The sequence below is a fragment of the Wolbachia endosymbiont (group A) of Epagoge grotiana genome, assembly GCF_947251775.1.
Lineage (GTDB): Bacteria > Pseudomonadota > Alphaproteobacteria > Rickettsiales > Anaplasmataceae > Wolbachia > Wolbachia pipientis.
This window is the reverse complement of the sequence record NZ_OX366387.1, coordinates 159,175-180,753: the sequence shown is the minus strand read 5'-3', so window position 1 is coordinate 180,753 and position 21,579 is coordinate 159,175. Positions and strand designations below refer to the sequence as shown.

Below are 21,579 nucleotides of genomic sequence, written 5' to 3'. Positions count from 1 at the left end.
GTAACATCAACTAAACTTGTCCAAATATGAGCGATGCATTAGTGCCACCAAAACCAAACGAATTAGAAAGTGCATATTGAATTTTATGCTCCTGAGCTTTAAACGGTACAAAATTTAAATCACATCCTTCTGAAGGCTTGTGTAAATTTAAGGTTGGCGGAATAATTCCATTATTTAACGCAAGAATACTGAATATTGCTTCAACGCTCCCTGCAGCACCAAGTAAATGTCCTATAGAAGATTTAGTTGAAGAAACAGGTATTTTATAAACGTAGTCACCGAATAACTGTTTCATTGCTATTACTTCAATTTTATCTCCAAGTGGCGTTGAAGTTCCATGTGCATTGATATACCCTACTTGATTGGGATTAATTTGTGCGCTCTTTAAAGCAAGCTGCATTGCCTTAAATGCGCCTCTTCCTTCTGGATGTGGTGCTGTAATGTGGTGCGCATCTCCTGTGAGTCCGTACCCAACCAGTTCAGCATGTATTTTTGCCCCCCTTTTTTTCGCATGTTCGTATTCCTCCAGCACCAATATACCTGCTCCTTCACCCATAACAAAACCATCGCGTTCTTCATCCCATGGCCTTGAAGCTTCTTCCGGTTTATCGTTAAATTTAGTTGATAACGCCTTCATAGATGCAAAACCTGCAATTCCAACTCTACACAGTGCACTTTCTGCTCCACCTGCAATCATAACATCCGCTTCACCAAGTTTTATAGTTCTTGCTGAGTTTATGATTGCATGCGCACCTGTTGCACATGCGGTTACTGCTGAATCGTTTGGACCTGTAAATTCGTATTTAATAGAAATATGGCCAGATATCAAATTTATTAGACTTGCAGGGACAAAAAATGGACTGACACGTCTGGGCCCTTTTTCCTGCATGGTAATAACATTTTCCTGAATTGACGGAAGACCACCTATACCAGAGCCAATAGTCACACCAACACGTTCCCGATTGATATTTTGGCTTTCCAAAATTAATGAATCATCTACTGCCTGAATAGCTGCTGCAATACCGTAATGGATAAAACGATCTGTCCTTTTTGAGTCTTTCTCAGAAATATAATCTAGTGGATTGAAATGGTGCTCAATGTTGTCTGATTGCAACGGCACCTGCCCTGCAATTTTGCAAGCAAGATCAGAAGAGTCAAATCTATCCGTATTGATTGCTTTTATGCCAGACTCACTTTTTATTAGCCTTGACCAAGTGTTGTCAACATCTGCCGCTAGTGGAGTGATTAAACCAACACCAGTGACTACTACTCTTCTGCTCATTTAACACTAACTATTAGCCTTTTTTATTATTAATGTACTCAACTATTTGCTCCATAGTTTCCATTTTTTGTGCGTCTTCATCTGGAATTTCTATTCCAAACTCTTCTTCTGCTGCCATGATGATTTCAACTGCATCTAAGCTGTCTGTACCATGCTCCGAAAGCTTTGAAGAGCTGTTGAATTTCTCTACATCCTTACTAATATGCTCTAGTATAATCTTTTTCACTTTTTCTTCTATGTCTTCTCTAGTGCTCTTTGCTAGTTCGCTATTCACATTTCTTACCAAAAAAATAACCTATTCTTTGATGTTATAAAAAATTTTTATGTTTGCAATATCTTTTATAACTGGTAAACTACAGTAAAGTTTTCTACTGCCCTAGCTAGCTAGCGTTACGTGCTAAACAATTAACAATTCAAAAATGCTAGACGAAACAACAAAAAATTTGCTTATTGTAGAAGTAAATAAACTCTTACCCGAAAATAGCGAGAATAAGCTTATATCAGCTATGCGTTATATACTCCTTGCTCCTGCAAAACATATACGCTCCTTTTTAGTCGTAGCTTCATCGCGAGTGTTTAACGCGGAAGCTAAAAAAGTAATATCAGTTGCTGCAGCAATTGAATTTGTTCATGCTTACTCTCTAATTCACGATGATTTACCGTGCATGGACAACAGTGATACTCGCAGAAGCCAGCTAAGCTGCCATAAAAAATTTGATGAAGCAACAGCAGTGCTTGCCGGAGATGCACTACTTACTCTGGCTTTTGAGGTATTATCTTCGTTAAATGAGAAACGCTGTGAGATCATAAAAGTTCTTTCTCAGGCAATAGGAATTAGGGGAATGGTGGGAGGACAGGCTTTAGATATTAACAGTGAGCATATAGATTTTAGCCCCCAACCCTCTGTCATTCAAGTAGCTGACACTGGGATCCAGAAGGCTTTGCCTACAAGCATTTCGTGCAAAAAGCCATGCGATAGTGGAGCTGAACATGAAATGGATTCCAGTGTCAGCTACTTGCATGACACCCTTTCTACCTTAAAACTACAACATTCGTACGGCTGTATGTATGACGCTGGAATGACGTCGGGCCAAGCTGATAAAATAAAAGAAATTCATTTGATGAAAACCGCAAAACTATTTGCAGCTTCATGTGAAATAGGTGCTATAATCGGGGGTGCTACAGACAAGCAACGTAAAGCGTTATATAACTATGGAATAAATCTAGGGCTTATCTTTCAAGCTAAGGATGATATTGAAGACTACGAACAAGATAAAACAAATAATCTTATGTCTGTGCTTGGTAAAAGTGAAGTAGAGGACTATATAGACGGCCTCTTTAAACAAGGCTTGGATAATTTGAGTGCGCTTTCAGGGGATACTAATTATTTATATGATTTATTGAATCAAGTAAAGAAAGATGGTTAGAAAAATTATATTACAAATGCTTATTTCCGTAGTAATGATTCTCACTTTAACTTCTGCTTTTGTGTTTACTATTGTCTATATAAACAAAGGTAAACCGGAAAAAAAGGACAAGCTTTATGAGATAAATGCCACGCATGGTGGTTTGATACAGACGATAGCACATTACCTAGTGAAGCCAATACTTGAATCAGCACTTGACCGCTATATTGAAAAGCATGGGCTGACAGAATATTTAGAAGAAATAACGCAGCAAAAGGAAGAAGATTCAATAAATTTTTATGAAATTACTGAAGGCAGTGGCAGCAAGGCTTTTTGTGGCCTGGAAGTCCTATTGCAAATATATAAAATTTCTAATAATAACTCAGCAACACTCCCTAGCAAAGTTTCTGATGTTACTTTGAAAATAGGTCAAGATGACCTAAAAGAAGTGAGTTTAGGGGTAATAGGTATGAAAGAAGGCGGAGAGCGTGTAGTTACTATTGCCAATGAGAACAAAATGAATTTTAATTCTTATTACGTCAAACTGATCGAAGTAAAGGATAAATATCCCGACTCAGTAAATAATCTGATGGTTTTTAATGACTTAATTAACAAGACTGGAAAACAAGTAAGGTGCGGTGATGAGATATCGGTTAAATATAGCGTAAAGGAGCATAATGGGGAATATATAGTCAAAGATCAAACAGTGCAATTTAGGGTTGGCGATAAAAAAATACCACTTGCTATAGAGCTTGGAGTTGTGGGAATGAGAGCTGGTAATAAAAGAACTATTCTTTCTCCGCCTGACCTTTTGACTATTACTGACGATATGTTAATAAAAGACATAGATTATGATGAAGAAAATATCTCAATAATTGACTTAAGCTTAGATGTTAAGCAAGAGGTCGCAGCACACCATTCTACTGTTGAAAAACAGCCTAAAGAATATAGCTGAAATTTTAGGTCTACTGGCTAATCTTCTGAACACTCTCTATACTACTTAAAGTAGGCTTTTCGTTTTTCCTAAAGTATAAACTTAGATAAATCAAGCTGCTTCGAAATTGACTCAAGTTTATCTTTTACATACTTGCTGTCTATAATGAATTTTTCGCTATTTTTCTCAGAAGCAATGAAACTTATTTCATCTAAAAGCTTCTCCATGACAGTGTGAAGCCTTCTTGCGCCTATATTTTCCACTTGCCTATTAACTGTAAACGCTATTTCAGCTATGGTTTTTATACCATCATCAGTGAACTCAAGTGTCACATTTTCTGTTTTCATTAAAGCTATGTACTGCTTTAACAAACTAGATTCTGGTTCCTTTAATATTCTTATTAAATCCTCTTGAGTAAGTGCCTTAAGTTCTACCCTGATCGGTAATCTGCCCTGCAATTCCGGTAAGAGGTCAGATGGTTTAGACTGATGAAAAGCACCAGATGCAATAAATAATATATAGTCTGTTTTTACATGGCCATACTTAGTTGTAACAGTTGTTCCTTCAAGTAATGGTAACAGATCGCGTTGCACTCCTTCTCTGTTTACTTCACCTTTTACTTCTGTACGCGCTGCAATTTTGTCTATTTCATCCAAAAATACTATACCGTCATTACTAACAAGATCAATGGCTTCTTTGATTATCTTATCTTCATCCATTAGCCTTTCACTTTCTTCATTAATTAATATTTCACGCGCTTCTTTTACCTTCACCGTAATAGTTTTTGTTTTTTTGCTCCCGTTAAACATCTTGCCCATTATTTCTGTTACATTCATCACACCAACTTGCCCACCTGGCATGCCTGGTATATCGAAAGTAGGTAACATACTCTTGCTCTCTCTGACGTTAATAGAAACTTCTCCGTCCTCAAACTCTTTATTCCTCAACCTTTCTCTAAAAATTTTTTTACTCTCTTCGGTTGCATTTTCGCCTACCATAGAGTTTACTATTGTTTTCTCAGCTAAAATTAAAGCCTTTTTAGCTAAGGCTTTACGGGCTTTCTCTTTAACTAAAACTATTGCTGCATCAACTAAATCGCGTATTATCGAATCAACGTCACGTCCAACGTACCCTATTTCAGTAAACTTCGTTGCCTCAATTTTTATGAACGGTGCACCGGCAAGTTTTGCTAAGCGACGAGCTATTTCAGTTTTACCAACCCCTGTATGACCGATCATCAATATATTCTTAGGTATGATTTCATCACGCAATGGAAATGGAACCTGATTGCGACGCCAACGATTTCTGAGCGCAATAGCAACAGCACGCTTTGCATCATCCTGTCCGATTATGAATCTGTCCAATTCTTTAACTATCTTCTGTGGTGGCAGGTCATCTAACAAAACTTGAGTGCTGTCATTAACTTGAACATCGCTGTCATTTGAATCAAAACCACTCTTAGTATCTTTATAGAGGTTATCTTTTTCATCGTAGGTGTCACTACTACAAGACCGCCCTTCTGAAAGGGTTATAGGCTGATTGGAAAAATTGGTGCACAAAGTTTTTTGTTCAGAAGACATATCACTCCTCTATTTTTTCAATAATTATATTATGATTTGTATAAACACATATATCAGCAGCTATCTTCATAGCCTTTTTCGCAATTTCCTCTATTGATATTCCTTTAATGTCAATTAAAGCTCTTGCTGCAGATAGAGCAAAATTTCCCCCAGAGCCAATAGCTGCAATTCCATCTTCAGGTTCAAGAACATCACCTGTTCCCGTAATTACTAATGAAATAGATTTATCTGCAACAATCATCATAGCCTCTAATTTTCTTAGATATTTATCCATTCTCCAGTCTTTTGCAAGTTCAACACATGCCCTCATTAATTGCCCTGGGTGCTTGTCAAGTTTAGATTCTAGTCTTTCAAAGAGAGTAAATGCATCGGCTGTTGCTCCAGCAAAACCGGCAATTACAGAATCACCAGAAAGACGCCTAACTTTTTTTGCTCCGGATTTTATAACAGTGTGGCCCAGTGAAACTTGTCCGTCACCTATTACCACTACGCTTTCACCCTTTCTAATTGATAATATAGTAGTGCCATACATTTTACTGTTGTCGTGTTGAATCATTTTTCTATCACTTTAAATAAGAATCTCATTATACTTTAATCTTTAGTCAAATTTGCTAAATATGTTTAATTATAGCTTATAATATAATACCTTCCTTATAACATTTAAAGTGTAGATGCAAAACATAATTCACCCAGATTTGGAAAAAAGTATAAATAATTGGTTCGGAGCAAAATTTAACGGCCTTACATTGCCATTTTATAGCTCTATAGATCTTAGAAACTCTGGCTATAAAATCGTTCCAGTAGACGCTAATTTATTTCCTGCGGGGTTCAATAACTTAAGTGAAGAATCAAGAACGATGGCAGCAAGATTGATAAAAAGCTATTTTAAAAGACATCAATACAAAAAGGTTCTTATAATACCGGAAAATTATACACGCAATAAAATGTATATAGAAAACGTATTTGTTATAGAGAAAATACTACAACTCGCAGGTTTTGAGACTAGAATTGGCCTTTTATATAATGAAGTATACAATTTAATAGAACAGTATGAAACTGTTGTGAAAGAAAACTCTCTGCTAAAGACAACTTCAGGATTTGTGCCTGATGTTATTATACTGAACCGTGATATGACGAGCCACATTCCAGACACGCTGAAAGACGTAAAGCAAGATATAGTACCAAGCCCACTATACGGTTGGCATAGCAGGCAGAAATTTAAGTATTTTGAAATCTATCAAGAATTAGCATCTGAGTTTTGTGGCAAATTTAAAATAGACCCATGGCTAATTTCTGTGCTTACAGAGAGCTGTGATGGAGTTGATTTTGATGATGATTTGTCACTAGGAGCAGTAGCAACTAAAGTTGACCAAATATTATCTCTAGTGCAAAAAAAATATGAGGAATATGAAATAAAAACACAACCTTACGTTTTTATCAAAGCAAGCAATGGCACATATGGGATGGGCATTATAACAGCAACAAGTGGAGAGGAAATATTAAACCTCAATAAAAAAAAGCGTCATAAAATGAAAAAGATAAAAGAAGGAATAGCAATCAATAGCGTTATTATACAAGAAGGTGTACCAACCATTGACATGTTTAAAAGCAGTTCTGCAGAACCGCTAATATACTATATAGGAGATACTCCAACATGTTACTTATACCGATGTAATAGCAGAAAAGATGTATATTCTAGCTTGAATGCCACTGACTGTGAGTTTCATGATGTTAGCCAGGTTGTAGAAGGTAAAATTCTATCACTTTGGAGTATTGTTAGCAAATTAGCAGTACTAGCGTTGGCAGTAGAAATAAAATCTTTTCATCCCTAATTCTTATACCTCTACAGTGCTGTCATTAGAATGACCGTTTATATTATGAACATCATCAAGTTCAGTGGAAGGATCATCATTGACAGGTTGTTGAAACAATTTGTCAAGCTGAACTGCAAGAAATACTGCACTATATATTATGCTGACTGTTACGCTTAAGTTGAAATTATAGATTATACCATTACCTAAGTTTATTGGTATAGTTGGAGTCTCTATCCTTCTTAATATGAAGTTTAATAAACCTAACGACAAAGTTAATGTGCTAATAATAAGGTCCTTCTTACACTCAGCAGACTTTTCAGGATCCTTATTATCCAGATATTCCTTGCATGTATAATAATAGCTTATAGGTTCTGAAATGAACAAAAATAGGATCGTTGAGGTTAAGTTAATATAACTTATTATGTCTGTATTGCTTCCAGTGCAAAAATGGATGATTTTCAACATCATTAGCGCTTCTATGGTGCTGCTTGCAAGATTAGCCGATTTACCCACAATTTTTGCCAGCTCTTTTTTACTCTCAGGGTTTCTGTAATCCTTAATTAGATCCTGTAGAGTAAATGCAGAATGGGCAATGTATAGAATAGATGTCGGAAACTTTACTAGTCGAGCAACATTCCGTATAAGAAAGATATTGGATCTATTATTGTCAATGAACTCGCAGCAAAATTGCAGTGAAATCTTACACAATAGGGCTGTTAAACCTGTTGTGATGCAGATTACCTTCCTGAAATCATGATCATAAATATCATGCACCCTTTGTGCGAGTATGTTAGATTTCTTTTTTAGCTTGTTTGGCATGAAATAGTTAATAACTTCCTGTTATTCTATCACATAAAATCCTAAAAGAAAAGCCCTATGAATCAGGACTTTAAGGGAGATTTATGCACAAATCGGCCAGGCATTTTATAAACAAGGGATCGGTACTGAGAGTTGGCACACGAAAGTAATATCCATCCTTGATAATTGCTTTATATTCTATATCAAGTTCAACTAGAGTTTCTGAATGCTCAGAAACAAAAGATATAGGTGATAGAACTACAGGTACACCATCAGCTTTTGCGCGTAATAGCTCACTTTCAGTGCTTGGCTCTAGCCATTTTACAGGACCAATCTTACTCTGATAACATATTGACCAATCTAAGTTATTGATAGCTAACTTTTCTACTATTAACTCTACGCTTCTTTCTACCTGTGAAGCGTAAGGGTCTCCCTTTTTAATGATACTAAGAGGTAAGCTATGGGCTGAAAATAGGACTCTTGGTTTACCGATTTTTCTAGCCAATTTATAGTACTTAGCTATCAGATTAGTGTGAGCTTCAATAAAATCTTGGTTATCATAATAACGGTGAATCATTTTTGTATTGCATTTTAGGCCATACCGTTTAGCATTTTTTTGCCAATTCTCGATGGATGACAGAGTTGTGGTAGTTGAATATTGTGGATACAGTGGCAGCAGAATTACTTCGTCAGGATCAAACTGTTTTACACTTTCAATAACTTCGTCAGCAAATGGACGCCAATAGCGCATGCAGATGAATACCTTGTGTACATGGTTTCTATTTTCGTTTAATTTTAGTTCTAAAGCATTAGCTTGCATTTTTGTATTCTCTAGAATTGGCGATTTACCTCCAATTTCCTCGTATATTTTTCGTGCAGTATTTTCTCGTTTCGCAGATATAAACTTTGCTAAAAGAAACCGAAAGGGATTCGGTAGATTGATTATTCTCCTGTCATAAAAAAGGTTGAATAAAAAAGGACGGACCGCATTTAGTGAATCAGGCCCGCCAAGATTAAATAAGATAACTGCCTTTTTCACCTACGCACTACTACAACAAGTTACTTCTGGGGTGCCTATAAAATTAGCTACACACTCATCAAATTTAGTTATAGGCACTAAATTTCTTACACTGGCATACAATAAGTGGCCTGATCTCTTCAGGTTACTCTTGGTGGATGTGAAGTTCCAATCGAAAAATGTATCGACAAAAAGACTTGGTACCGTTTCAAGAAGTTCAACAGCAGCTAAAGATAGCATTATACAACTTTGCAGGACATTCAGAAGAACCTTGAGGGGAAAAAGTAAAACTTTAACGAAAAGAGAGGTGCTACTTGTTTCATCCAGTAGTCGCCCTGAGTTAGGCGAATTATACTCGGTGTGTTTTCTATTTTGATCAAAGATAGGAAATTTTATAGTATCTTTCTTAAATTCCGCGTCTATTTCTTTTCTACTATGGTTAGTGATTTTTTCCATTAACTTCTCACGCAGATGAAAAGTTCTGACAATAAAACATGTGGCAATCATTAAGGAAGCACATAAAAGTGCGCATTGCATGAGGCTCATACTGCCTAGCATAGCTGGCAGTGCAAAACAAACAAGCGGTGCTATGATTGTCATTTCAAGAAATGGAATAGTGTTTCTTTTCATTGCAAAAGCAGCACCTTTTTTTAATTCTGTATTATGATGTAAGCTATATTCCAAAAAGCTTAAAAAGGCCAAATTAAAAGTTAAAAATCCTTTTGTTCCACAAAAAAGTGATGACTTAAAGTTACTTACTAATTTTTTAGTAGTAGATTCAGCTTGTTTAGTAGTGTTATTTTTACAACATTCACCCATACAATACCTCCTTGATGATTTGTCCTTAATTATAGATAAAAAATCACTTCTATGAAATTAAAATTTGTAATAAAATAAATCTATAAATGTACTATTCTATATAAGGAAATAATATGGCAATTGAGAAGACACTTTCAATCTTAAAACCTGATGCAGTAAAAAATAATATTACAGGCAATATAAATTCCTACATCGAACAATCTGGGCTGAAAATCACAGCACAAAAAATGATGTTACTAACAAAAAAACAAGCAGAGCTGTTTTATGAAATTCATAAAGATAGGCCTTTTTTTGGGGAATTAGTAGAGTTTATGACCTCTGGTTCTGTGGTAGTTCAAGTTTTAGTTGGTGAAAATGCAGTAAGTAAATACAGACAAATCATGGGAGCTACCAATCCAAAGCAGGCAGATAAAGGCACAATCAGGGGTGATTTTGCTGATGATATTAGTGAAAATAGAGTCCACGGCTCGGATAGTCTAGAAAATGCTCGTAAGGAGATAGCTTTCTTTTTTGCTGAATGTGAGTTGGTGTAGTTAACTCAGATTGGCGTCATCCAAGTAGCTGACAACATAGAAACGAAAAAACTTGCTTGACACCCTCCGCCAGCCCCCTTATCATGAAACTGAAGCTATTGTATTTGCTTTCGCCAATCTGCAGATTAAAAGGTAAGGATTACTTAATGTATCGGCGTCTTATGTTCAATTTTTTGCAGTATATAGATACTGTATGTCTTTACAAAACTTCATCTACATCTAGGTTTTTATCTAAATAAGCTGAACGCGCTTATAAAGCGTTACAAGACATCAAAAAATGCCAATACTCGACAGAGATAGTAAAAGACTAGCTAACTCGGGGATTCTTTGTCTTTTTTTCTGCTTAGTAAATTTCTTAAACATTTGCAGCGTAAGTTAGTTGCAATTAAAAGCGGCTGAATCTCGCTTGTCAAGCGTTTAAAACATAAAAAACGCCAATATTTTAAAGCGGATAATAACCCCAGGGCTTCTTTTGCCTTTTTTTTCATTTGGTAAATTTCTTAATATTTATAGCTAAAGTAATTTAAAAGTCCGTGAAGGGTGTCATGCCAGTGCTTGACACTGGCATCCAGTTTTCCATATAATCTCATCAAAAATGTTTATTTTCTAGCTACTTTTATACTTATCAACCCAGTATGCTTACAAACTTAATAAAATTCCTGGATCCCAGTGTCTGGGCACTGGGATGACAAAAAAGGAGGCACTAGGATGACAAAGGAGAGCTACTCGGATGATACCTTTTTCTACTTAGTTTGGGTTATGCAAGAAGTCTATTATAATCAGGCTTTAAGTGTGCGGAAGTAATTTTTTGCGTTAGAGTAAAAAATTTTTTCTATAGCTAATCAAAGTGGATCAAGAGAAACTTACCACTTTCTTTACAAAGGGTTTGATGTTACCATTTGACTACCTATTCTGAATTTATTGGATGAACATTAACATAAAAAATCTAGTTCATGCTTTCTCTAAATTGCCAAGTTTAGGGCCATCATCATCACGCAGGTTAGTTATACATTTACTCCAAAACAAAGAAAAAGTTATGCTACCACTTGCATCTTTGATTAAAGAGCTAGCAGATCTTATAATAGAGTGTGAAGTTTGCGGAAATCTAGATACTAAGTCACCTTGTTCTATTTGTACTAACCCAAAACGTGACACTAAGTTACTGTGTGTAGTAGAAGAATTAGGTGATCTATGGGCGTTTGAAAAAGGAAATATATATTCAGGTTTATACCATGTTTTGGGTGGCAGATTGTCTGCAATAAATGGCATAGGTCCAAAAGAACTCAACCTTGACACTATTCTGAAAAAAGTGACAGAGTCTAAAATTGAAGAGATAATTATCGCAATTAATCCGACATTAGAGGGCCAAGTTACTGCACAATATATAATTGAATTGCTAAAAAATTTGGATGTGAAAATATCACGCCTTGCTTGCGGCATACCAATGGGCGGAGAAATTGACTACCTTGATGAAGGAACGCTGAGGATAGCACTTACTTCAAGACAAGAATATGAGTTAAATATAAAATAAGACATGTGCTTAAAAAAACTTATATCGCTAATAACATTCAAAAAGAAAAAAATAGTGCCACCACTTAAAGTGGTGGCTTGGGAAAATGACCGCCTAAACTATAAGCAATTTTCAGGTAAATTCAACACTATAATTAAAACAATTGATCAGTCTTTTACAATAATATCTTTAGAAGGATATGATGGATGGGGCAAGACGTTTTTTTTGAAAGAATGGGTAAAAGAGTTAAAACAGCAAAATGAAATTGTAGCTTATTATAGTGCATGGGATATCAATGCATTGGACCAACCACTTCCTTCTTTTTTAAATTTTCTATTTGAAGATTTATTTGCATCGTATGAAGTAAAAAGAAGCGTTATACAACAGTTCAAGAACATAAACCAAGAGCTATTTTCTCTAAACACACTAGGAAAGCTGATCAGTAAATCTCCACTTGCTATGCTTTCAGTATTTCTTGATGCTGCAAAAGAGGCTGATAAAAAAGACATAGGTTTTGTCTTGAGTGAATTAAGTCTTCTCCAAAGAAGAAAAGAGAGTACTAGAGATTTCAAAATACAGTTAGCGGATGTGGTTAATAAAATCAGAAAAGACAAAAACATTTATATAATGGTGGATAATCTTGATGTGTGCCGTCCTAAATTCGTTGTCGATTTTTTGGAATCTATAAAGTATATGCTTGATGTGGAGGGGCTGGTTTTCATTATTTCTGTAAGTAAAGATAAGAGTAATGTACAAAGAGCAATCAGCACAATACTTGGACCAAATTTTGACCTAAAATCTTTTACTGATCTCTCTTTACATTTGCCAAAACAACCGATAGAAAAATTTACAAAAGAACTATTTGAAAATATTAAATTACCGAAAAAGTCAAAAAATTTGATTGTAGATAGTTTTATATTTTATGCAGAAAGCCTATCACTATCGTTAAAAACAATAGAATACTGCGTAAAAAAAATAAAGCTGTGTCTTCTGAATCACACAAGAGAAGAATTACCTGATCCGAATTTGTTTGCATTTTTGGTAATACTGCAATCAATAAATATTGATATATATGAGGAACTAGATTCCTCATGTCAAAGATCCTTGGAAAAAATTGAAAATGAATATAAATCTTTAGTTCTAAATGGTCAAGAAGAATGGGAAAAACTTAAAACCTCTCTAGAAACTGCTTTTGCAGAGAGGGAGTCAAAAATTAACAAAGCTATAAAGGATATACTATTTTGAAAAGATACCCTACCTTCACATATACAAAGATAGGGTAACATTTGATTAACGCCCTTTTACTATGTCATTACCTTGTTCAAACTTTCTGATTAATTCGCTTACATTGACATTAGATAATTTTTTACCTGCAGATTTGTCATTATGTGAAGCATCAGGTTTACGAAGGTCTTCCTTACTGTTACTCCTAGTAATATTACATCTAACAATGTTTGAATTATTAGACTTATCGCTTACATCTGAAATATTGCTTTTTTCACTACATGAAGACGAATTACTCGACATATTGCCTAAGCTAAAGAGCTTTTTACCTTGATAGATTGGATTCCAATCAAGTGGATTATAAGTTTTTTTGCTAGTCTCAACCTTTTGGTTATTTTGCTGTTTAGGAGAAAAACCAAGTTTTTCTCTTTCTTTCTTGCTTAGCGTTTTGAGAAATTTTACGGTTTCTAATTCATCAGTTGCTTGTACTTTATGTAAATCAAAGCTTTTTTGATGGTTATCCTGCTTAACATTTTCCATCATTTTATCTTTTATTGTTCTATCCTCATCATCAGAAGTGCTGCTACTAATATCACTGATACCACTATCCCCTGAATTGCGGCGTTGTTTGTTAGGAGTGCTATGAATGTTGTCTTCCATGAGTTTTTGCATTGTTGGGCCAAATGTTCTTCCAAGATTGCTACTCACTGTTTTATTACTATCATTTGCTTGAGAATGAGGTACATTTCGCTCAAAAATTGCTTTTATTCCAGCAAATTTAGCTTGGGAAGATTTCGGAGGAACAGGTGGGGCAACCATGCCTTTTGAGTTAATCTTTCCTTCATTTTGAGGAAAAATTTTTGGATTATTTTTTTCTACTGTAGTATTCATTTTTTTACCTCTAAACCTATTAACTAATAAAAGTATAAACTTAGAGGTATTAATTTTGTAATAACAATGCTAATAGATTACCGCAGTTTCAATAAGCATCACCAGAGGATTCTCTATATAATGCTTAAAGGCATTTAAAAACTTTGCTCCGAGTGCCCCATCAACTGCTCTATGGTCAACAGAGAGCGTTACTGTCATTATTTCTGCTATTTCTATTTTCTCATTCATAACAATTGGTTGTTTTTTAGATGCACCAACTGCCATAATGCAAGATTGCGGCGGATTGATTATAGCACTGAAGGCTTTTATACCAAACATCCCTAAGTTGGAGATAGTAAACCCTCCTCCTTGAAACTCTTCAGGTCTCAATTTTCCAGATCTTGCTCTGCTTACTAAATCTTTCACTTCTTTTGATATAGATAAAATACCCTTTTTATCAGCATTTTTTACTATAGGAGTAATTAGCCCATCTTCAAGTGCCACAGCGATTGAAATATCTATATTTGAATATCTCAGTATTTTATTATCTATCCACGAAGAATTTATATCAGGAAATTTTTTCATGCTGAAAGCTGCAGCTTTTATGATTAGATCATTAATTGTTACTTTATTGTTTTCATCTGCTGAGTTAATCTCGTTTTTTAACGATATTAACTTATCAACCTGGCAGTCTACAGTTAAATAAAAATGTGGAACATTCTGTTTTGATTCAGTCAGGCGCTGTGCTATCACTTGGCGCATGTTGCTTACTTCAACTATGGTATCTTTCTCAGGACTTTCAGTATGTATACCACTGCCTAAAAACTCCAACACATCAGCCTTAATTATGCGACCATATGGTCCTGTACCTTTTAATTGCTGCACATTAACCCCTTCATTTTGAGCTATTTTCTTAGCTAATGGGCTTATTTTTGTTCTACCTTCTGCATAACCCTCTGTCATCTGAGTAGCTGACGCTGGGATCCATTCTTCTTTTCTAGATCCCAGTGTCAAGCACTGGGATGACATTGAGGGGTTGGATTCCAGCGTCACGCGCTGGAATGACACCGAAGAATGACTTATTGGCTTTCCGTTTAAATCTTGGTGTTCTGATTTTTGATTATCAACAGCACTTTTTGTCACTTCCTTTTTAACTGCACTATTGATGGAAGTTGAAGTATAGTTGTTAAGTGCACTTTCATCTTCTCCTTCTTCCAGCATTAAAGCTATTGGTTGATTTACAGGCACGCCACTTGTTCCTTCTGTTACTAAAATTTTTGCTAAAACTCCTTCATCTATAGATTCAAACTCCATTATGGCTTTATCAGTCTCTATCTCAGCAATTACGTCGCCTACTTCAACTTTGTCTTGTTCTTTTTTATGCCACTTTACAATTTTTCCTCCAGCTTTGCTTATTGTTGGTGAAAGAGCAGGCATTAATATTTCTATAGGCATTGATTTTGCATTTAAAGATCTATTCAATTTTTAATTTACTCTTTATCTTATGTCAACCTAATCGTGAATTATGATGAATAAGTCTGTTACACTATCCCTCACGTTATCCCAGTGCGTGACACTGGGATCTTGGTTCAGTACTATTATCCTATTGTTTTTATTATTTAGCCATAGCTTGTTTGCTAACAACTTTGTTTCAACCAAATCAAATAAGATCAACATGAGAACGGGGCCAGGGTTTCACTATCCTGTAAAATGGATATACACTTGCAAAAATCTGCCCCTGAAAGTGATAGAAGAGTTTGAGAGTTGGAAAAAGGTCTGCGATATAGATGAAGACTGCGGATGGATAAAAGGCAATCTTCTTAGTGATAAGCGCTACGCGATTGTAAAAGAAGATACTTATGGATATCAAAAACAGAGTGTAGACAGCAAGATTACTATGAAAATAGACAAGTTTGTTGTGATGAAGATAGAAAAATGCAACGAAGAATGGTGCTTTCTTTCCACCCCAAAACGCAAAGCATGGGTACAAAAAAAACATATATATGGGGTTGATTAGGTTGACAAAAGATCTGAATTAACACTAGTTTCTGGGCCTTCTGTAGCATGCTCTTCAGATGAAGCAGAGGGTTCTTGAGGCTCTGGAGACTGTACAGGGCTATCACAGAAACTCCTTAACATCTCCTCAGCGGATGAATCTAAAATTTGTACAATAGACTTTTCACTTTGTTCTCTTAGCGATTGATCCACTCTAGAAATCAACTCAGAAAACTCGCTACCTGATTTTTCAGCTTCACTTTTTATTTTACTTTCTATGCTTGCAATATTACCTTGGTCAATTTCTTCTTTTGTTATGTTGAATGACTTTGCAACATCTTGATATCCAATCTTGCAATTTCCACAACCAATTATGCAAAAAGTAATAGAATCAGATATTTCGCTTGCAGCCCAATTATGTATAGTGTAAGCCAAATAATTGTCATGGTATTTAATGCTAAATTGTTGTTCTATTAACTCAGAAATTTTATTCTTTAGAGACATAAAGCACCCTCCTACATTCGTTATACCTTTTTGTTAAGATACAGCAATTACACCATTTACTACATGCTTTACTTTAATTAATTATTAAAACAAGAGCATCATTTCCAGAGCTATATCTTTTTACCTTGATAATTCTTTTTTGACTTCCTCTTTAATTATCCCACTTATATTCACGTTAAGATCCCCTACCCAAAAATCAGTCATAGTTTCAAGATCGTATAGATCCTCTATTACTTTTTTAATAGCAGCATTTATTTCTTCTTCGTCAAATTCCTTTATAATAGGTCTAATCTTCACATACCCTGGAGAGCCTTTACCATAAATTCCTTTGCTTTTATTAATGCAGCCACCTGCACCAGATCTACTGCTTCTCAAACCACTTCCACACTCTACTGTTTCATACTTGATTTCACCATTTTCTATATATGCTATTTGATTGTCTTGTGTAGACTTCAGTTTATCTGCCTTTACAATTTTCTCCTCTAGCTTTAAATCTTGCTTATGAATTACTGTTTCCTCATAACCCTTACCACCGTATGTTCTATACTCACCTCCACCTGCAACAGTAATTAGTTGCTGGCAATGTTGCTTCTGCGAATTGCACATTTCTATGAAAACAGGTCCCCCGTCCTTATCTGAGAGGTTACTTTCCTGGTTACCCCCTCCCTCTGTGACTTGCACCTTAATTATAGGATAATTAGGATCGATTTTCAGTTTAGCTTTAATATAATCTCCTGGCATCCCTACTCTGCTTTCAGTAGAATGGCATTTTTGATTGTCACAGCCACTACCTTGTATATGACCTGCTTCACCACTTCCCCACGCTTCTATTTTAATACGATCAAATTTTATTGATAAGTCATCTGTATAAACATCTTTATTTTTATGATCATAGGATTTTTCATTATTTTTTTCAAGATCTGGTTTCTTATTTTTCAGCTGTTCCTTGATTATCTCTTTTAATTTTTCTTTTAATTTCTTTTTGAGACCTTCTAAATCGAACCTACACAATTTATCAGCGTAAAAGACCTCCGTTCTGTTTGCTTTTATTGGTGCTTCTGGTTGCGTGACAACGCCATTTGTATTTTGTGAAATCTTTGTATAAAAAGGTTGAGTGTTTTTTTTGTCTACATATCGTGTTGAACGGCTGCATGTTCCAGTAAAGCAGATACAACCATCATCACCTTGATTACATTTTTCTCTATGCTCTACATCCGTCAATTTGTACACTACTTTCAGTCCTTTACTAGATTTAAATGTATCGTCTATCTCATCATTTCTTTTTACACAGTAACTGCATTTCCCCTTTTCCTGTTTATTGTTGTCAGGGAAGAAAACATACCCTTGCTTATTGAATATTATTTTATCTAACTCACTCTGATCTCTGTTTAAGAGATCGGCTCTTTTATTTTCCTTGCTTGGAAGATAATAGAACTGATTTGATTCCTTGGAGTAAACAGCATTGTATTTAGTATATCTTGTTCCCATTAATTTTAGTGGTATTATTTTATTTTCTCTTTTAAGAACAAACTCCTCTGGTTCTGGCTGCCATCCAGAAAGACAAAGCATTTTACTGTTAGAATTTCCTTTATACTTTACTTCTATTTCCGGCTGCCCAGAGTTATTAAATTCACATTGAATAGATTTGTCTTTTAACTTTTTCTCAAAATCATTAAAACTATAAAAACTTCCGCCTTTAGAACATTTAATTTGCACATCAGGAACATAGCCATATTCTTTCAGAACTTTAAATTGTTGCGGATTACTTTCTAATATACCTTCTATAATATTATCAATATTACTATCAGTTGTTTTTGCTACTATTGCTGGTTTTACTACTTTTAAAGATAGGGGGCCAATGTTTATAGGATGGTTGAGGTCAGTATTAACATTAAAAGTACAGGAACCATTACTATAGGTTCCATGTGCTTTAGCACAAGTGCTCTCACTCATCTTCATTTCTACTTTCAATGTATTTGCATTTACTATCTCCACTATCTCAGGTTCTGGAGCAGGTGGTGCAGGAAAACAGCGGATGAACTGTGGATTGTTTTCATCTATACTTTGAGTTCCAAGGTATTCAGCGCAGAGCTTATCTTTTTCTCTATAAGTTTTGAAGTAGTACGTGATGCCATCTTTGTCTAAAATAGAGCGCCACTCAGCTTTATTTTCTCCATACCCTTTAGGGAAATCTAATTTTTCTCCAATCTCTCCGTCTCTTCCTTTCAGATTACCAATGATTACCTTAACCTTAGGATTAAAGTAATCATTGTCTTTATCTGTTATAGGAACAATTCTAACTTGTGGAAGCGACATTGCAAGTTGTTCACAAAATGGAGGGGGGCCAGGTGCAAGTGGAACAGGAGCACATTTTACTGCCGTTTGGTAGCAGGTATCACAGACTTTTTCCATCTCCCCAGGACGGAAAATATTCTCACCCGAAAATACTCTAGAACCCCATGAAGAAATTCCTGACATACAAGCCCCTTTTTGACTGCAAGCACATATTTTAGGAGAGTTAGCGAATCTTCTTTTTTCCTCATCAGTAACACCGTCTGCCCATTCCCATTTAAGACCCCGAGCAATTTCTCCTCCAGCTTTTGTTTTATCTCCTTCCCAGTCGATAAAAGCTGCAGCAGAAACTCCAGCTCCTGTACCTTGCGTTCCATATATCTGGCGGCAGGATTCCCCACTTTGTAAGTCATAACAATAACTTTGTCCATCATAAGCACATACTCTAATTTTGGGATTAAAGTAACCATCAACTCCTTGATCTTTTATTGCTTGCACCTTAATTTCCTTTACCCAATCTCCACCAACTATTGCTTCCCACCAAGTATTACTTTCTACAAATGTTGGACAATCAGCATATCCTTGATACGAAAGACCAAGTATCAAAAAAAATATCAATAAGAAATTAAGCCTTACACTTCTCATAAAATACCGGTAACCACTCATTAACTTCTTCTCCTTTTTCCTTTATTGCCTCGTACATATACTTTATCGTCTCTTTGTTAGCTGAAAGTACATGTATTTCTTGCATATTCTTTAAATCTAAATTTAAAGTTACTAATCCTTTATACTGTTTTATCAAAAATAAACCTTCCTGCGTTGGCGTCTGCAGAATTATATTCAGCTCCTCTTTTGATAAAGAAAATGCTTTCATGTATAATCTATTTGCATTGACGTTCGGCATCAAGATTCTTGTATCAACATGTTTATCTAAATATTGAGTAAATTTGCTAGCAAATGCGAGATTTAAATTTTCAGTACTTAGGATTACTACAACATTTAGTTCCGTCATTCTTTGCATCCAGTTATCAAACTCTTTCTCTGTAGGAAAAATATTACTTATCTCCCATGCTTCATCCAAAACAAGTATTGCAGGCGAGCCATCACATTTTGCCTCAAAAGAATATAAAAAATAGTAAAGTATCACGGACATACATTCCTTTTGTTTTGTAAGGTTTGCGGTGTTGAGAGATATAATTTTTGTTTCCCAGTCAATATCTGATTCATTACCATCTTGAAATAAGTAAGCAAAGTCACCATCGTCACACCATCTACTTATCTTACCCCCAAGGAGCAAGAGCACCTCAGAAATTTGTGAAATAGAACGTGATTCCTTGGGTATAGCAAATATAGAATCCACAATTTTTCTTATCTTTTCTTCTACGTCCACCAAGCTCGTATCGGCTACCATTCTTCTGATCAGTTCAACCAACATATTGCGATTGGAAGCACTATCTTCAATGTTTAGTGGATTAAATTTTAGGCTTTTGTCCTTATATTTTGGATCGATTATGTAATATTTACCACTCACTGCTTTAGTAAAAATTATTGATTTTCCAGTGTTATCCAATATGACAATTCTTGGGTTAAACTTTCTTGATTCTGATAATAGAAAATTAATGAGTGAAGTTCTGCCTGAATTTGGAGCTCCGAGTATCGTAGTATGGCCATTATTTCTTTTTCCATGAAAATTAAAGAAGTAAGGATTTCCTTTTTTTGAGAAAAAAATCATTACCGCTTCTTTCCACCTTCTTCCTTTTAATGTACCTGACGTAAAATCGTGCAGCATAGCAAAGCTGCAAGCGTATTTTGTTAAGATATTTTTCGGTTGCGTAATAAAAGCAAAATTGCCTGGAAGTTGTGCCCAAAAATGACTTTCCATATGTAAATCAGTTCTAAACATCATGAAGCCAACTAATGACATTATAGAAGATAAATCACTAATACTTTCAGCTAACTTATTCCTATCATCTGCAAATATTGTAAAAATAATTTTCTGTTGGCAGAAGTCTATACTAGAGGTCTTTTCAAGCTCTATTATTTCTTCAATTCCTGAGCTTTTAAGTAAGGTATTATCCTCACTAATTTGCAGCATGTTGATTTGTTTTTTAAATTCTTTTATTGCTTTGTTATTACTAGTAAATATCATTATTTCTGTAATGATAAATTCAGATTCAAGCTGCAAGCATCTATCTATATTACCTAAAGAGATTTCCCGGTATTCTTTTATGCTGAAAATAGAGCCAAATTTCTGTTGATTTTCAAATATTGTTTGAAACGTATTGAAACCAAAAGCTATTTTAAAATTTCTAATATATTGCGACAGGTCCCTTTCATGTATTGGATAATCTTTGTGCGTTAATGTAACAATATAGTGGAGAAATTCTATCATTTCAGAATATATTTTACCTTCACTAAACCTTAGACTCAGTTTTTTAGCTCCAAAAGGTCCTAAATCATTTTGAATTACGTCAGTTATCTTTTGCAACTCCTGATGGCTTTCTTGTAAAGACAACTTATGCTTATTCTTTATTCTATTGAAAAAAAACGAATTATTAGTATGCTTGCCAAAATCGCTAAACAATATTACAATGTATAGTTCATTTATATACTGTAATTTACTATCAGTTAGTTTATTAAACCACGTTGAATGTAGGTTGTCAGAGAAGTCTTCAGTTTTATTCCATTTCAAGCTCAGTTTATTGCGCTTTCTAACGGTATGAATCCAAACGGTAAAACACAGGCTATTAATATTTTTTGATATGCTTTTTCTAATTTCAGTTCTGAGGTCGCTGTAGTTATCAACAGAAGAATAATCTTCTAACTTGATTATTTTTAACAATTCTCCCTGTTTTGTTAGTATGGTTTCTTCATCGTAATGACAAGCATAAGGAACAAAATCTAAATCAATGCTTTCTAGTAATGCTAAGTTGTTCTTTTTTTTAAGCTTAGAGTTAACTGTTGGTACTTTTAACTGCATATGCGTATTCAATAAAGATA

19 protein-coding genes are annotated in these 21,579 nt (G+C 35.0%); 7 read left to right on the top strand and 12 right to left on the bottom strand.

Annotated elements, in window-relative coordinates:
- Positions 1-10 precede the first annotated feature (10 nt).
- Both fabF and acpP read right to left on the bottom strand, forming a co-directional pair.
- Positions 11-1,282 carry a beta-ketoacyl-ACP synthase II gene (gene fabF / locus OPR50_RS00945; RefSeq protein ID WP_010082030.1) on the bottom strand — a complete coding sequence of 424 codons (1,272 nt, stop codon included), beginning with the start codon at positions 1,280-1,282 and terminating at the stop codon, positions 11-13.
- 13 nt (positions 1,283-1,295) lie between these two features.
- A complete protein-coding gene (acpP, locus tag OPR50_RS00940; RefSeq protein WP_006279836.1) occupies positions 1,296-1,556 on the bottom strand; it encodes an acyl carrier protein in 261 nt (86 codons plus the stop codon).
- Positions 1,557-1,701: 145 nt separating this feature from the next.
- Between acpP and OPR50_RS08715 the strand changes: the two genes are divergently transcribed.
- Positions 1,702-2,709: a polyprenyl synthetase family protein gene (locus tag OPR50_RS08715; protein ID WP_010082029.1), complete on the top strand. Its 1,008-nt coding sequence runs from the start codon at positions 1,702-1,704 to the stop codon at positions 2,707-2,709.
- Positions 2,702-3,643, top strand: coding sequence for an FKBP-type peptidyl-prolyl cis-trans isomerase (locus OPR50_RS00930; protein WP_010963087.1), 942 nt, complete (start codon positions 2,702-2,704; stop codon positions 3,641-3,643). Before OPR50_RS08715 ends, OPR50_RS00930 begins: the two co-directional genes overlap by 8 nt.
- Before the next feature lie 68 nt (positions 3,644-3,711).
- On the opposite strand, the gene hslU is transcribed toward OPR50_RS00930, so the two are convergent.
- Together hslU and hslV are read right to left on the bottom strand one after the other, a co-directional pair.
- Positions 3,712-5,202: an ATP-dependent protease ATPase subunit HslU gene (hslU, locus tag OPR50_RS00925; protein ID WP_264339718.1), complete on the bottom strand. Its 1,491-nt coding sequence runs from the start codon at positions 5,200-5,202 to the stop codon at positions 3,712-3,714.
- A gap of 1 nt (position 5,203) precedes the next feature.
- Complete coding sequence (gene hslV / locus OPR50_RS00920) at positions 5,204-5,758, bottom strand: ATP-dependent protease subunit HslV (RefSeq protein ID WP_182309841.1); 555 nt, start codon at positions 5,756-5,758, stop codon at positions 5,204-5,206.
- Positions 5,759-5,873: 115 nt separating this feature from the next.
- Between hslV and gshA the strand changes: the two genes are divergently transcribed.
- Positions 5,874-7,034 carry a glutamate--cysteine ligase gene (gshA, locus tag OPR50_RS00915; protein ID WP_264339719.1) on the top strand — a complete coding sequence of 387 codons (1,161 nt, stop codon included), beginning with the start codon at positions 5,874-5,876 and terminating at the stop codon, positions 7,032-7,034.
- Positions 7,035-7,037: 3 nt separating this feature from the next.
- Here gshA and OPR50_RS00910 read toward each other — a convergent pair whose 3' ends face one another.
- From OPR50_RS00910 to OPR50_RS00900, 3 genes are all read right to left on the bottom strand, one after another.
- Entirely contained in the window at positions 7,038-7,835 is a 798-nt protein-coding gene (locus OPR50_RS00910) for a hypothetical protein (protein WP_006280195.1), read from the bottom strand.
- Positions 7,836-7,905: 70 nt separating this feature from the next.
- Positions 7,906-8,853: a ferrochelatase gene (hemH, locus tag OPR50_RS00905; RefSeq protein WP_007548918.1), complete on the bottom strand. Its 948-nt coding sequence runs from the start codon at positions 8,851-8,853 to the stop codon at positions 7,906-7,908.
- Positions 8,854-9,651, bottom strand: a complete 798-nt coding sequence (locus tag OPR50_RS00900) for a hypothetical protein (RefSeq protein ID WP_264339722.1) — start codon at positions 9,649-9,651, stop codon at positions 8,854-8,856.
- Between the two features lie 113 nt (positions 9,652-9,764).
- Between OPR50_RS00900 and ndk the strand changes: the two genes are divergently transcribed.
- The 3 genes from ndk to OPR50_RS00885 all read left to right on the top strand — a co-directional run bounded on the left by ndk (position 9,765) and on the right by OPR50_RS00885 (position 12,939).
- Positions 9,765-10,184: a nucleoside-diphosphate kinase gene (ndk, locus tag OPR50_RS00895; RefSeq protein WP_182309846.1), complete on the top strand. Its 420-nt coding sequence runs from the start codon at positions 9,765-9,767 to the stop codon at positions 10,182-10,184.
- A 931-nt stretch (positions 10,185-11,115) separates the two neighbouring features.
- Complete coding sequence (gene recR, locus OPR50_RS00890) at positions 11,116-11,715, top strand: recombination mediator RecR (protein WP_425383625.1); 600 nt, start codon at positions 11,116-11,118, stop codon at positions 11,713-11,715.
- A gap of 3 nt (positions 11,716-11,718) precedes the next feature.
- Positions 11,719-12,939 (top strand): KAP family P-loop NTPase fold protein, encoded by a 1,221-nt coding sequence (locus tag OPR50_RS00885; protein WP_155969219.1) that lies wholly within the window; start codon positions 11,719-11,721, stop codon positions 12,937-12,939.
- A gap of 45 nt (positions 12,940-12,984) precedes the next feature.
- Here OPR50_RS00885 and OPR50_RS00880 read toward each other — a convergent pair whose 3' ends face one another.
- Together OPR50_RS00880 and OPR50_RS00875 are read right to left on the bottom strand one after the other, a co-directional pair.
- The gene (locus tag OPR50_RS00880) at positions 12,985-13,809 is read right to left on the bottom strand and encodes a hypothetical protein (RefSeq protein ID WP_007550761.1); all 825 of its coding nucleotides are present in this window, start codon (positions 13,807-13,809) and stop codon (positions 12,985-12,987) included.
- 69 nt (positions 13,810-13,878) lie between these two features.
- Positions 13,879-15,243, bottom strand: a complete 1,365-nt coding sequence (locus OPR50_RS00875) for a pyruvate dehydrogenase complex dihydrolipoamide acetyltransferase (RefSeq protein WP_265024312.1) — start codon at positions 15,241-15,243, stop codon at positions 13,879-13,881.
- Positions 15,244-15,463: 220 nt separating this feature from the next.
- On the opposite strand from OPR50_RS00875, the gene OPR50_RS00870 reads away from it, so the two are divergent.
- Complete coding sequence (locus OPR50_RS00870) at positions 15,464-15,805, top strand: SH3 domain-containing protein (RefSeq protein WP_010082091.1); 342 nt, start codon at positions 15,464-15,466, stop codon at positions 15,803-15,805.
- On the opposite strand, the gene OPR50_RS00865 is transcribed toward OPR50_RS00870, so the two are convergent.
- From OPR50_RS00865 to OPR50_RS00855, 3 genes are all read right to left on the bottom strand, one after another.
- Positions 15,802-16,287 carry a WBM0748 family T4SS-associated protein gene (locus tag OPR50_RS00865; RefSeq protein ID WP_265024126.1) on the bottom strand — a complete coding sequence of 162 codons (486 nt, stop codon included), beginning with the start codon at positions 16,285-16,287 and terminating at the stop codon, positions 15,802-15,804. The genes OPR50_RS00870 and OPR50_RS00865 overlap by 4 nt on opposite strands.
- Positions 16,288-16,407: 120 nt before the next feature.
- The gene (locus OPR50_RS00860) at positions 16,408-19,224 is read right to left on the bottom strand and encodes a hypothetical protein (protein ID WP_264339728.1); all 2,817 of its coding nucleotides are present in this window, start codon (positions 19,222-19,224) and stop codon (positions 16,408-16,410) included.
- Positions 19,205-21,559 (bottom strand): VirB4 family type IV secretion/conjugal transfer ATPase, encoded by a 2,355-nt coding sequence (locus OPR50_RS00855; protein WP_141456684.1) that lies wholly within the window; start codon positions 21,557-21,559, stop codon positions 19,205-19,207. The genes OPR50_RS00860 and OPR50_RS00855 overlap by 20 nt, the downstream gene beginning before the upstream one ends.
- Positions 21,560-21,579 lie beyond the last annotated feature (20 nt).